The sequence below is a fragment of the Mesorhizobium sp. B264B1B genome (genome assembly GCF_020165765.1).
Lineage (GTDB): Bacteria > Pseudomonadota > Alphaproteobacteria > Rhizobiales > Rhizobiaceae > Mesorhizobium.
On the sequence record NZ_JAIUIS010000013.1, the window covers coordinates 116,853 to 129,639 of the forward strand.

General features: G+C 61.3%; 11 protein-coding genes and 1 pseudogene. 4 read left to right on the forward strand and 8 right to left on the reverse strand.

Annotation, left to right across the window (positions count from 1 at the left end):
- Positions 1–41: 41 nt before the first annotated feature.
- From tssC to tssA, 3 genes are read right to left on the reverse strand one after another with little or no spacing between them, the layout of a single operon-like run.
- Entirely contained in the window at positions 42–1,547 is a 1,506-nt protein-coding gene (gene tssC / locus LB547_RS24320) for a type VI secretion system contractile sheath large subunit (protein ID WP_140498288.1), read from the reverse strand.
- A gap of 3 nt (positions 1,548–1,550) precedes the next feature.
- Positions 1,551–2,090 (reverse strand): type VI secretion system contractile sheath small subunit, encoded by a 540-nt coding sequence (gene tssB / locus LB547_RS24325; protein WP_140498287.1) that lies wholly within the window; start codon positions 2,088–2,090, stop codon positions 1,551–1,553.
- A 5-nt stretch (positions 2,091–2,095) separates the two neighbouring features.
- The gene (gene tssA / locus LB547_RS24330) at positions 2,096–3,268 is read right to left on the reverse strand and encodes a type VI secretion system protein TssA (RefSeq protein ID WP_140685155.1); all 1,173 of its coding nucleotides are present in this window, start codon (positions 3,266–3,268) and stop codon (positions 2,096–2,098) included.
- Positions 3,269–3,588: 320 nt separating this feature from the next.
- Between tssA and tssH the strand changes: the two genes are divergently transcribed.
- The gene (gene tssH / locus LB547_RS24335; RefSeq protein ID WP_140581094.1) at positions 3,589–6,348 is read left to right on the forward strand and encodes a type VI secretion system ATPase TssH; all 2,760 of its coding nucleotides are present in this window, start codon (positions 3,589–3,591) and stop codon (positions 6,346–6,348) included.
- A gap of 155 nt (positions 6,349–6,503) precedes the next feature.
- On the opposite strand, the gene LB547_RS24340 is transcribed toward tssH, so the two are convergent.
- The 4 genes from LB547_RS24340 to LB547_RS24355 form a co-directional block, all read right to left on the reverse strand.
- Positions 6,504–6,902 carry a hypothetical protein gene (locus LB547_RS24340; RefSeq protein ID WP_140498284.1) on the reverse strand — a complete coding sequence of 133 codons (399 nt, stop codon included), beginning with the start codon at positions 6,900–6,902 and terminating at the stop codon, positions 6,504–6,506.
- Between the two features lie 536 nt (positions 6,903–7,438).
- Positions 7,439–7,651, reverse strand: coding sequence for a hypothetical protein (locus tag LB547_RS24345; RefSeq protein WP_181168590.1), 213 nt, complete (start codon positions 7,649–7,651; stop codon positions 7,439–7,441).
- A gap of 86 nt (positions 7,652–7,737) precedes the next feature.
- A complete protein-coding gene (locus LB547_RS32715; RefSeq protein ID WP_411970479.1) occupies positions 7,738–8,028 on the reverse strand; it encodes an SDR family NAD(P)-dependent oxidoreductase in 291 nt (96 codons plus the stop codon).
- Positions 8,029–8,117: 89 nt separating this feature from the next.
- On the reverse strand, positions 8,118–9,293 hold the full coding sequence (locus LB547_RS24355) for an alkene reductase (protein ID WP_140656726.1): 1,176 nt from the start codon (positions 9,291–9,293) through the stop codon (positions 8,118–8,120).
- Between the two features lie 111 nt (positions 9,294–9,404).
- On the opposite strand from LB547_RS24355, the gene LB547_RS24360 reads away from it, so the two are divergent.
- Positions 9,405–10,316: a LysR family transcriptional regulator gene (locus LB547_RS24360; protein ID WP_140498281.1), complete on the forward strand. Its 912-nt coding sequence runs from the start codon at positions 9,405–9,407 to the stop codon at positions 10,314–10,316.
- Here LB547_RS24360 and LB547_RS24365 read toward each other — a convergent pair.
- Positions 10,296–11,765: a PLP-dependent aminotransferase family protein gene (locus tag LB547_RS24365; protein ID WP_140762895.1), complete on the reverse strand. Its 1,470-nt coding sequence runs from the start codon at positions 11,763–11,765 to the stop codon at positions 10,296–10,298. The genes LB547_RS24360 and LB547_RS24365 overlap by 21 nt on opposite strands.
- Positions 11,766–11,850: 85 nt before the next feature.
- Between LB547_RS24365 and LB547_RS24370 the strand changes: the two are divergent.
- Positions 11,851–12,263 (forward strand): annotated as a pseudogene (locus LB547_RS24370) (cupin domain-containing protein).
- A 13-nt stretch (positions 12,264–12,276) separates the two neighbouring features.
- Positions 12,277–12,732: a carboxymuconolactone decarboxylase family protein gene (locus LB547_RS24375; protein WP_140498278.1), complete on the forward strand. Its 456-nt coding sequence runs from the start codon at positions 12,277–12,279 to the stop codon at positions 12,730–12,732.
- The last annotated feature ends 55 nt before the right edge of the window (positions 12,733–12,787 follow it).

A 12,787-nucleotide genomic window follows, 5' to 3' on the forward strand; every position in this document is an offset into this window, starting at 1 on the left:
TCTCTCCACCATTGTCAAAAAAAAGATTGTTGTTGCTGCAATCAAGTCTTAACGGACGGCAGTTCCGACACCAGTCGAAGCGAGGCATTGATGCCCTCCAGCTGGTAATGCGGGCGCAGATAGAAGCGGGCGTTGTAGTAGCCCGGCCGCCCCTCCACGCTGTCCACTTGGACCTCGGCGGCGGCGAGCGGGCGCTTGGCGCGCGCCTTGTCGTCGGCAAAGGCCGGGTTGGCCAGCACGTAGCGGTTGATCCACTCGGTCAACCAGATCTGCATGTCGGAGCGTTCCTTAAACGACCCGACCTTGTCTCGCGCTATGGCTTTGAGATAGTGCGCAAAGCGCGAAACCGGGAACAAGTAGGGCAAGTTGGCGCTCAGCCGCTCATTAGACTGCGCATCGGGGTCCACCAGTCGGCCGGCGCGCGTTTCGTCGTCCTGTAACGAATGGGCACCGATGAAAGCCGCAAGATCCGTGTTCTTCCGGTGCAGGATCGGCATCAGGCCAAGCTTGGCGAGTTCCGCCTCACGCCGGTCATCAATGGCGACTTCCGTGGGGCATTTCATCGCTATCGACCCATCATCGGTCGGGAAGCTGTGCACCGGCAAATTAAGCACCGTTCCGCCGTTCTCGACGCCGCGGATCTGGGTACCCCAGCCAAACAGCTTGTGGCTGCGGTTGATGTTGACGCCCATCGGGAAGGCGGCGTTCATCCAGACATACTTGTTGTGATCGCCCTGCACCTCTTCCTCGAAGGTGAAGCCCTTCACCGGAACGGTGTCCGTGCCATATGGCAGCCGGGCCAGGACGCGGGGCATGGTCAGCCCGATGTAGCGAGCATCCTCGCTTTCGCGCAGCGACTGCCAGGAGGCATAGGCCGGGTTGGAAACGATCTGCTGCAAATCCTGAGGGTTCGGCAATTCCTGCCAGCTATCCATACGAAACAGTCGAGGCGAGGCGGCCGCGATAAAAGGCGTGTGCGCAGAAGCGCAGATGCCGGAGATGTTGCGTAGCAGACCGACATCGCGCGGGTGGTTGGAAAATTCGTAGGCGCCGATCACGCAGCCGATCGGCTCACCGCCAAGCATCGAATATTCGTCTGTGTAGACTTTCTTGAAGATCGGACTCTGATCCCACATCTGGCCTTCGTAGTCTTCGAGCGTGTCGGCCAGCTGCTCCTTGGAGATATTCATCACCCGGATTTTAAGCTTCTGGTCGGTCTCGGTGTTGTTGACGAGGTACCACAGGCCGCGCCATGTGCCTTCCATTTCGCGCACTTCCGGCGCGTGCAGGATCTCGTTGACCTGAGCCGTCAGCATCTTGTCGATACCGGCGATCAGCGACTTGATCGACTTGATGGCATTGGACGAGATGGTTGTGGTGTCGGAACGGGACTGCGCTGCGAGCGCGAGATTGCGCACGAGTTGCTGCAGCTTCTCGCTGTCGTCTTTCTTGACCTTGAAATCCTTCTCGAGGAGTCCACTGAATTCTCCAAGGTCTATGGCTTCAGCCTCGGCGGCGAGGGTGGCGGTCTTTTGCTGTTCGGCCATGGTTTATTCTCCCGCCTTGTCGTCGTCAGTCAGCGCCTGGCTGGCGATCTTGCCAAGAAGTGGCTCGTTGTTCAGCAACTGCGCGATACGCTTTTCGGCGTCTACGCGGCCATCCATGAAGCCCAGCAATTCCTCGAGCTGACGACGCATCTTGAGGATCTCGGCCAGTTGCGGAACCTGCTCGGCGATCTTGTCGGGGGCGAAATCGCCCATTTTGGTGAAGGTGAGATCGAGCGCCAGTTCCTCGTCGCGCTCTTGGCCTTCGGCCTGCGGCAGCGTGTTCTTCACCCGCGCTTTGACGCGGGGTCCGAGCGCCTCCATGAACTTGGGGAAGCGGTTCGCGTCGGTCTCGACGAAGGAGCGGTCCAGAACCGACTTTGACGCTTCCTTGGTTTGCGAAGCACCGGAAAGGTCGGCCATCACGCCCATGACAAACGGCAGTTCGATCGTCGTCGGGCTGCCGTAGGTTTCCACGTCATAGGCGATCTGCACCCGTGGCGCGCGATTTCGTTCGATGACCTTGGCTTTGCTTTCGGCTGGCATGTGTCTTACCTTTCATCTTTCTGTGCCGTCTTCTTGACATCGGGAACGCCGGCAAGAAGCCGAAATTCCTTCAGTCCCGACGGGGCGAGATCTTCCATCAGTTCAACGAAATCCATATGCACCATTCGGCGCACGCGCCGCGCCAGGTGCGGGATCGGGCTGGACGGTTCGGTGCTGTCATAGAAGGCGACGACGAGATCGAGGCATTTGACGACATCGTCGCGCGAGGAGATCCGGTCGGGCAGGCCGCTGTCGCCGGATTCTGCGTAGCTTGCCACGCTTGCCATCGTATCGGCTCCATCGCCGTTGCGAACACGTGCTGCCGGTTCTGCTGGCGTCGCGACCGGCTTTGCGAGGCCGTTCGCGGCAGTGGCACCGGTCGCGTTTCGTTCGAGGGTCGTCAGCAGACGCTGCAGAAACCGCTTTAACTCGGGAAGCGTGGCGCCAGCGCCTTCGAGGCGGGAGTTAAAGGCGGCTTCGACGCTCTCGAGAGCGGCGATCGCGGCGCGGGCGTCGGCTATGAGCAACGTCATTTCTGGCCCGGCCTGATCAATCAGCGCCGCGCATGCGCTGCGCACCCGGTTCACCAGTTGGCTGTGCTCGCTTGCCAGCTTCGCCTTCTCGGCCGCATTCAGTCCCGAAGCAGCCTCCTGCAGCATGACCCGCTCGTCAAGCGAACCCTTCTCCAGATCCGCGCCCAGGATCGGCCCAATGGCGCGCGGCGCAAAGAATGTCATTTTCCGCAAATCTTTGAGTAGACCGTCCTGGCTGTTCTGAAGGTCGGTAAGCGCATTAATGCGGCGCAAGGCTGCTTCGCGCGGCGTGGCACCGGGCCGCAGGGCCGGATGCATGGTCGTCCAATGCTGATCGACGGTTTGCGCGATGAGGGTCAGGCCGGCAGCCAGGCCGGCCAACCGATGCTCGTTGGCCAGTCCACGCGTAACAATGACGAGAAGGCGCAGGTCCCGGCCGTGAGACCGCAGCTCTTCAGCCCTGGTAAGCACGGTAGGCCAGTCTATCGGAACGTCGACTTCAGTGTTTTTGCTGCCTTGGAACTCGACTTTCTTCTGCTGTTCCGTCAGTCGCTCCAGCTCATGGAAGGCCGGGTCGTTGCGCAAATCCTCCCCTGACGGATTTTCACCGTCGAGCGGAGTAAGCCAAAGTGCGACATCAATCACACAGACCCCCAGCAACCGGCCCTCACGGCACCTGACCCAAGGTTACCACACTGATGTGCCGTACGCCAATTAAAGCCGCTGCTTAAAAGCTAACGAAAGCTGACCACCGCGTGTTCGCTATGGGATGGCTTGGCGAGACTGCCGAACCCAGTCGGCAAAATACACCACACGGATGCGCGAATTCTTCTGCCGCCAGTGGTTCGGGCTTCCAAAGGCTGACGGCCCCGCGAACGGCCTTGGCGACGCCGTCCATCGGGCGCTTTGTCAAGCGACGGCTTATGTGGCAGGTTGTCGACTGGCAGATTGCAGGAGCAGGTTCGATGGAACAGCGCCGGTCGTCACAGAGCTTCAAGCGTAAGGAACTGGTCGGCAAGCTCAATCCTGTCGGCGTGCGCGCCTTCAAGGCAGCCGCGGACACCGCCAAGCTGCGCGGCAACCCTTACGTCGAACTCGTCCACTTCATCGAGCAACTGGTGCTTTCCGATCGCTCGGACGTGCAAATGATCATCGCCGATGCGGGAGTGGATGCCAGCCGGCTCACGGCCGATATGACCCGCGCCGTGGACAAGCTGCCATACGGCGCCACATCGATCGAGGAATTTTCCGACCACATCTTTCATGCCATCCAGGAGGCCTGGAACTTGGCGACGCTTGAGTTCAGCGTCGAGGAAGTCCGCAGCGCGCATATTCTGCTCGCTTGCCTGAAGACCCCGGTCCTAGAAGGCCTGCTGTCGAAGATCAGCGGCGCATTCGACGAGATCGACGCCGACGCGGTGATCGCGCGGTTCGCCGATGTCATGGAGGGCTCACTCGAAGCTGGCACCTCGACCACGGTCTCCGCAACGGAGATGCCACGGCGGGCTCCGGGTGGGGATTCGGCGCTGGCGAAATACGCCACCGACCTGACCCAGCGCGCCCGCGACGGCAAGATCGATCCCGTCGTCGGCCGCGACCCCGAGATCAGGCAGATCGTTGATGTGCTGATGCGGCGGCGGCAGAACAACCCGATCCTGACGGGCGAAGCCGGGGTAGGCAAGACCGCGGTCGTCGAGGGCTTCGCCTTGCGCATTGCCCAGGGCGATGTACCGCCGATGCTACAGGGCGTCAGCGTGCGCATGCTCGATGTCGGTTTGATGCAGGCCGGGGCAAGCGTTAAGGGCGAGTTCGAAAAACGGCTTAAGGCTGTAATCGACGAGGTGCAGTCGTCCGAAACACCGGTTATCCTTTTTATCGATGAAGCTCACACCTTGATCGGCGCAGGCGGCCCTGCTGGAACCGGCGACGCGGCCAATCTCCTGAAGCCGGCGCTGGCACGCGGTGAACTGCGTACCGTCGCGGCAACGACCTGGGCTGAATACAAGCAGCACATAGAAAAAGACCCGGCGCTGACCCGTCGGTTTCAGGTGGTAAAGATCGACGAGCCTTCCGAAGCTGTGGCCGTTCTCATGTTGCGCGGGGTGGCCGGAGTTCTCGAGCAGCACCACCAGGTGCAGATACTGGATGAGGCGATCGAGGCGGCAGTGGGCCTGTCACACCGCTATATCCCGGCGCGGCAACTACCCGACAAGGCGGTAAGCCTTCTCGACACCGCTTGCGCCCGGGTCGCAATCTCGCAGCATGCCACGCCGGCCGAGCTCGAGGATATCATACGGCGTCGCCAGGCGCTGGAGGTCGAGCGCGGCATCATCGATCGTGAGGCGGCGATCGGGATCGAGGTGACCGAACGGCAGGCACGGGTCGACACCGGACTTGCCGAAACAGGGGTCGCGCTGGCTGCCGCGCAACAACGTTGGGACCGCGAAAGAGTTTTAGTTGCCGAGATACTCGAATTGCGTGCCCGGCTGCGCGGCGACGGTATGCCGCTCGATGCGATGGAAACGCCAGCGGATGCCAACGCCTCTGAGTCTGAGTTGCCTGAGATCCAAACGCCCAAGGACAAGGCATCCGATCCCAAAGTGAAAACGGCTGTTGCCGATGGACTTCCACCTGATCCGGTCGCCGATCTTACCCGGTTGCGCGAACGCATGGCTGAACTGGCCGAGGCGCAAGGCGAGGCGCCGCTGATCCTGCCCTCGGTTGATCGAAATGCCGTGGCCGCGGTGGTCCAGGACTGGACCGGCATCCCCACGGGGCGCATGCTGTCGAGCCAGACCGAAAAAGCCCTCCGGCTCGCGGCCACTCTGTGCGAGCGCGTGGTTGGCCAAGAGCATGCCATGGAGATGATCGCCAAGCGTGTGCAGACCAGCCGCGCCGGGCTCGGCGCGCCGGAAAAGCCGGTGGGGGTGTTCCTGCTTTGTGGCCCCTCCGGCGTCGGCAAGACCGAAACCGCGCTGGCCTTGGCGGAGACGCTTTATGGTGGCGAACAGAACCTGATCTCGATCAACATGTCGGAGTTTCAGGAGGCGCATACTGTCTCGACTTTAAAGGGAGCGCCCCCCGGCTATGTCGGCTACGGCAAGGGTGGCATCCTGACAGAGGCGGTTCGGCGCAAACCCTATTCGGTGATCCTGCTCGACGAGGTCGAGAAGGCGCATCCGGACGTCCACGAAATCTTCTTCCAGGTTTTCGACAAGGGCATGATGGACGACAGCGAAGGGCGGCGCATCGATTTCAAGAACACATTGATCCTGCTCACCTCGAACGTCGGCTCCGAAGTCATCATGGACCGGACGAGGAACGGCACGGTTCGGACCGGCCTCGAAGATCTGGATACGGCCTTGCGCCGGCCGTTGCTGAAGGTTTTTCCGGCGGCGTTTCTTGGACGGGTGGTAACCATTCCTTACTACCCGCTGTCGGATTCGATGATCGAGGCGATCACCCGTCATCAGTTCGCCAGGATCGCTCGCCGGCTGCGTGCAACCAGTGGCGCGGAACTGGTGATCGGCGACGGCGTCATCGATCTGGTCAGGGCACGCTGCACGGAAATCGAATCCGGCGGGCGGATGATCGATGCCATCCTAACCAACACGCTTCTGCCGGAATTAAGCCGCGGCGTGCTCAACCGGTCGCTTGACGGTGAAAAGATGACGAAGGTGACCGTTGGAACCTCCGACGGGGGCTTTACTTATTTCTTCGAGTAATTTGGGCGGATGGTACCGGCGCATCAAACGGCTTTGCATCCGCGCGGTGGATTGAAGGATGTCTTCCACGGCATGGCGCAAAGAGCGCGGCGAGGCTTTTGTCCGCGCTTGCCTGCAAAAGGCAACCAAGCACGCAAAGGAGTTCCTTTGGGCTGCTAGACCGCTCGCCGTCGCTTGCCGTCATAGTCCCCGGGTGTGCTCATTCTGGCCCCTGGATTATACTGAACGTGAATATGCGGAAACATAGGCCCTTGATCGTTCACCAGGACTAAATACTTGGCCTTGCCAAGTTCAGAGTTAAGCTCCTGCTGCAAAAAGTATCCTAAAAGGATTGACAACATACCGGTCCCGCGATCCGCCAGCTTTTTCGTCCTAATATCAACCGCATTGCCGGAATGATGCAGGGACCAGCGGGAATGATTATACCACTCTTTTCCAGCAGTAAGCTCAAGCTCAAGCCGCCTCGGCGCATGTTGTCTGAAAACGCGTCGAATTATCGGAATGGCCTCCTGCATTTGCGGGCTGAGGCCGCTTTCAATCGTTCTCTCCCTCATCGCAATCTCCATGAAAAGAAAGCGTCATTCCCTTACCACAACCATCACACGTACGCCTCATCCATGAATATCGCAGGGCCGAGATGGAGCTTTTTGTGAGTGCAAACGTGACGCCTCAGATCGTATGCAGCCGGTGCACCATGCCATGTTGCCGTCGTCGCCCATTTTGGCGAGCGGTTCTCTGTCATGCATCGTGGCAGGATTGTCGAGTTCGGCCCACTACCCGATCATTACTGCCCCCCACTCAAACGCCGCCGAAAATACGTCAATCTGCGGCGCAACATACTGAAAACAAAAGTAAAAAAATTCCATAGATAATCAGCGACAATCGGCACGCAGATAGCTACTTCGTCGGCAGGTAGTCGTGCCGAAACCACGTCCCAATTCGCCAAGCGCCCGATAGGCTCACGGCAATTGGGGATTGCTGGTGGATTGCGGTAATTCGTTTGGTCGTGCTGGAATTTGATACGAGTGTCATTCCAAGTACCTGGCGACCATCGGCCACGCCGCAAGTTGGCGGCTATCTGCAGCCAGCTTTAAAAGCCAATGACCATCCACGGATCGGTGTCGTATCCGAGGCGCGGCTTTTCCGGGGTTGCTCCATCCGGCATTTTGGCCGTGCCAGTCAAGCCGCAGTCCAGATCTCTCACCTGCTTCTTGGTCGAATGCTTCGTAGAGCACAGGGCCGCAGCATCACCGACCACCACTTTCTTTTCCTTGGCAATGGTGCCACCAGTCGCAGCGATCATGATAGCCGCGCAAAATATAGCAACTCTCATCGTACTCCCCCACGGTTGCGCATCCTCAAGATGCCGGACATTACGTTACGTCATTTTTATATTAGCACAAGCGAATATTTAATCCTCACGCCCGCCTCCTGCCAATGGCCTCGAGGCGGGCTGCTCTTCCATTTCGCGATGGCCTTCACGCCAAGCTCGTCCGCTGGATCATCGCCACGAGCGATGCCGACAACGTGATGACCGTCGGCGGCGAGCCGCGCCGAGAGCGCGCGGCCGATGCCCTTGCTGGCGGCGGTGACGAGAAATGTTCGCTTTGTCATGATGTTTCTGCCTGTAGTGAAAGAAGGGCGGTCAGGCGCACCCAGATCCAGGATCTGCGCGGGCACAGGGCGACTCCGCCGGAACCTATGGAGGTCGTCTCGACCGGCAGGAGTGCGTGGCGCTGCGCCGGACTCCTGCTCGGCCTATCGTCGTGTCAGGCGGCCCTGCTTGCGGCGCCATTCTTCGAATAGGTGGGGAAGTCCGTGTACCCCACCTCGCCATTGCGGGTGTAATAGACGGACCGGTCCGCTACGGCCAATGGCCAGCCGCTCCGAAGACGCTCGACGAGATCCGGGTTCGCGATATACGGCCTGCCGAAGGCAATCAGGTCCACCAGCCCGGTATCGAGCGCTGCCTGGGCGCGCTCGACATCATTGAAGCCGCCGCACCAGATGAACGCGCCGGGGAACGACGCTCGCGCCTTGGCGAGCATGTCGTGGTCGAGATGGCGCGCCTCGAATGTGGCCGATTCCATGTTGCCGTCGGGCAGCAGTTCGTAGAGCAGATGGACATAGGCCACGCCACGGCGCCCGAGCTGCTCGACGATGTACAGGAACGTCTCCTCGACGAGCGGATCAGCGGGCATTGAACCATATTTGCCGAACGGTGAGAGGCGAACCCCCACGCGTCCCGCGCCGAATTCCGCCACGACCGCGTCGACGACTTCCATCAGGAAGCGCGCACGATCTTCCATGCTGCCGCCGCCGTAGCGGTCGGTACGGGTGTTGAGCACCGAGTTCATGAACTGCTCGATCAGATAGCCGTTGGCGGCATGGATCTCGATGCCGTCAAACCCGACCTCCCGCGCATTGGCGGCGGCTTTGGCGAAGGTTCCCACCATGGCCGTCACTTCCTCGGTGCTGAGCGGCCTCGGCGTCTCTGCCGCCATGAAGCGCAACCGGCCGTCCGGGCCATGGGCGAACACCTCTGAGCCGACGGCCTGTTCCGCGGTCACGCCCACTGGCGCCTGGCCGTTCGGCAGAAGCGAGGAATGCGCCAGTCGGCCGACATGCCACAGCTGCATGAAGATGGTGCCGCCCTGACGATGAACCTCTTCGGTCACCGGGCGCCAGGCCTGCTTCTGGGCTTCGGAGTGAATCCCGGGAATCCGCGCGTAGCCGTGGCTGGACTGATCCACGTCGTTGACTTCGGAGATGATCAGGCCGGCGCTAGCTCGCTGACCGTAATATTTGACGGTCAGTTCGTTCGGGAGGTCGCCATCTGTCGGAAGAGCACCCTCGGAGGTGCGGGTGCGCGTCATCGGCGGCATGACGATGCGGCCCGTGAGGTGGACGGGACCTAGATCGAAGGAATCGAATAGAGAGGGCATGGGGCGGCTCCTGTGGAGAATTAAAGCTCCAGAAGATATAAAGGGATACTCCTCAGCAGATTAGTGCCGGCCTGGTGGACTCACTATTGCGTCTGAAGCTACAATAGGCGGATGAACTCGCGTTTCGATGGCATCGCCGAATTCGTAGCCGTTATTCGGCTCGGTAGTTTCACCGCGGTTGCGGCGGAAATGGGCATGGCCAAGTCCGCGATCGGCCGGGCGGTGTCGCGTCTGGAGGCGCGCTTGGGCTCCAAGCTGCTCCACCGGACGACCCGCCGCCTGACCTTGACGCCTGCCGGAGAGGCCTGGCTGGAGCACTGCGTCGCGGCACTCGACGAACTTGAGCGTGGCGAGAGCGCCCTCGCGCTCGCGCGGGACACGCCTGGCGGCGAAGTCCGCATCGATCTCCCGACGGCGTTCGGTCGACTGCACGTCATGCCCGTACTGTTAGGGGTTGCGAAACGCTATCCAGCGCTGAACCTCAATGTCAGCTTCACCGACCGGCGGGTCGACCTGATCGGCGAAAACATCGACCTCGCCGTGCGTATCGGCAATCTTGAGGATTCGACCGACCTCGTCGCGCGACAGATTGGGGTCCAGCAGACGGTGATAGTCGGAGCACCTGGCTATCTCGCACGGCGGGGCGTTCCGCGATCCTGGAGCGATCTTGCCGGACACGATTGCATCGTCGGACGACGGCAAGGCAACCGCATCGCCTGGCTGATGAAGCAACCCGACGGCTCGACAGCGCGGCAGGCCGTCCCCGTCAAGCATGAACTGCAGGATTTCGAGACGGTGCTAATGGCCGCTAAGGCAGGACACGGTCTGACGCAACTTCCGTCATGGATGGTGGAAGGCGATCTTCAAGACGGGGCCCTTCAGATTGTCCTGGAGGGCCTGTCAGGCGGCGAACTGCCGATCAGCGTCCTGTGGCCGCAGACAAAGGCGCTGCCGGCGAAGATTCGCGTTACCATAGACGGCCTCGTTCAGTGGTCGCTTGTTTCAACGAGTGTCGCTGCCTAGCAACGTCTTACTTGGAGCAGTCTCAATCGGCTGTCCGCCGTCGATCCGCCTAATCGCCTCGAAGAGCCGATCACAGGATTTTGCCAGGTTCTTGCCCGGCGTGGTGGCGACCCCGAGCAAGAGGCCGGATTCGGCAGTGGCGGGCGACGCATACCACGCGGAGAGCGGTGCGGGCGACATCCCGAAGGCCGAAACCTCGCGCGCCACGGCAATGTCCGATATTTCCCTCGGCAGCTTCAGCAGCACGGCCAGGCCCGGCGTTGCAATCTGGTCGGCATTCACATTCGCCCAAAGCTGCTCGAGCAACGTCGCGCGCCTTGCGACATAGGCCCGCTTCGTGCGGCGGAGATGGCGAATATAGTGGCCCTCCCGCATGAATTCGGCGGTCGCGAGCTGCACTGCCGGTCCCGGGGCGGGCGCTAAGCACGCCGCGACTTCAGCGAAAGCGCATACGAGGCTGGCCGGCACGATCGCGAAACCCAGCCGAAGGGTCGGGCTGATTGTCTTGCTGAAGGACCCGATGTGAATGACGCGCCCGTCGCGGTCGAGCGACGCGAGCGCCGGCGCGGCCCTGCCGGTCAGCTGAAGCTCGCTCAGATAATCGTCTTCGATCACCCAGGCCTGGGTCGAAGCTGCCCATTCGAGCAGGCGCAGGCGCCGCTCGAGCGACAAGGTCGAGCCGAGCGGCGCATGTTGACCCGGTGTGACCAGGGCAAGCTTCGCGGTCGGATGCTGGCACAGTGCGTCATCGAGATCGATGCCGTTGCAATCGACCGGGACCGGAGCGAGAGACAAACCGGCGAGTTCGAGCCCCTTTCGGGTCCATGGGAAACTGGGCTCCTCGATCCAGGCGGTCTCCCCCGCCAGCTTCAGAACGGATAGCGCCAGGCCGAGCCCCGCACCGAAACCTCCAGTGATAATGACCTGCGACGGCAGACAGATGATGCCCCGTGCTACGGCGAGGTAGCCAGCGATTTCCCGCCTCAACTCGAGTTCGCCGCGAGGATCGGGGTAGAGGGCGGCGGCAGCGGCTTCGGCGCGGATGGCGTGCGCGCGTATCCGCGCGAACAAGGTGGCGGGGAAGATATCGCTTGCGGGGATGCCCATCTGGAAGATCCGGGGACCCTGCGTCATCTCCTGATAAATCCGCATGAAGGAGCCTTCATCCGGCACCGGCTCGGATTTCGCGACGGTGCGGGGGCGCTGTGCGACGCGCGTTCCCTCAGCTGGCGTTGCCTCGATCAACTGGGCGGCCGCGAGCTTCTCATAGGCGGTCCGGACGGTGCCGCGCGCGACGCCCAGCTGTGCTGCCAGGTCCTGCCATGAGGGCAACCGTGCGCCTGGTTCCAGCGCGCCTTCCTCGATTGCGACGGCCACGCCCTTGCGAATTTGCTCCGCAAGGGAAGTCTTGGCGGCGCGATCCAAATCCAGGTCCAGCGGCTTGCTCATGAAGCCTCAGTACACGATTTTTTTGCGTTCTTGGTGCTTTTTCCTGGCCCGATTCGTCGGCATCTAGACGGGCAAGGAGATGCCAATGCGAATTCGTGCCATTTTCACCGCCGCCTGCGCCGCGATTGCCATCGTCGGGCCGGCCTGGGCGCGCGACGACCAATCGGAGACGGTCACGCCGAAGTTCGAGCAGGTGATCCCCAACATCCCCGGCAAATCGATGGTCGTCGTCGAGGTCGATTATGCGCAGGGCGCCGCTTCGCAGCCGCACCGGCATGCCAGGTCCGCCTTTATCTTCGCCTATGTCGTCTCGGGCGAGATCGAGTCCAAGGTGAACGATGGCGAGACCCGCATCTACAAAGCGGGCGAGAGTTGGTCGGAGCTGCCCAACGCAACCATTCGGTCAGCCGCAACGCCAGCAAGACCAGGCCAGCGAAGCTGCTTGCGGTCTTCGTCGTCGATTCCGACGACAAGGCCCTCACTACTCCCCTCAATTGAACGGATCGGAACGATGGCCAAGAGGCTCGACTACAACCAGATCGCCCCGAGCGGCGCCAAGGCGCTCGGCACCGTCTACGGCTATGTTCTCCAGAGCGGCTTGCCTGCCGAACTGGTCGAGCTCGTCTATCTGCGGGTCTCCCAGATCAACAACTGCGCCTATTGCCTTGACATGCACACGCGTGACCTCGTCAAGAAGGGCGTGAAGATCGAGAAGATCGCGCTGGTGCAAGCCTGGCAGGAAGGCGGCAGCCTGTTCAGCGAGAGAGAGCGCGCCGCGCTTCGCTGGGCCGAGAGCGTGACCAATGTTGCACAGACCGGGGTTCCGGACGCCGCCTATGAAGCCGTGCGTGCCGTCTTCGATGAAAAGCAGCTCGTCGACCTGACGATCGCGATCAGCCTGATGAACAGCTACAACCGAATGGCCATCAGCTTTCGGAATACGCCCCAGGCCGTTCTCGAGAATTGATGGAGCAGAATAATGAATGGTAACGTGATTTCCAGGATCAAGATCCCGGACAGCA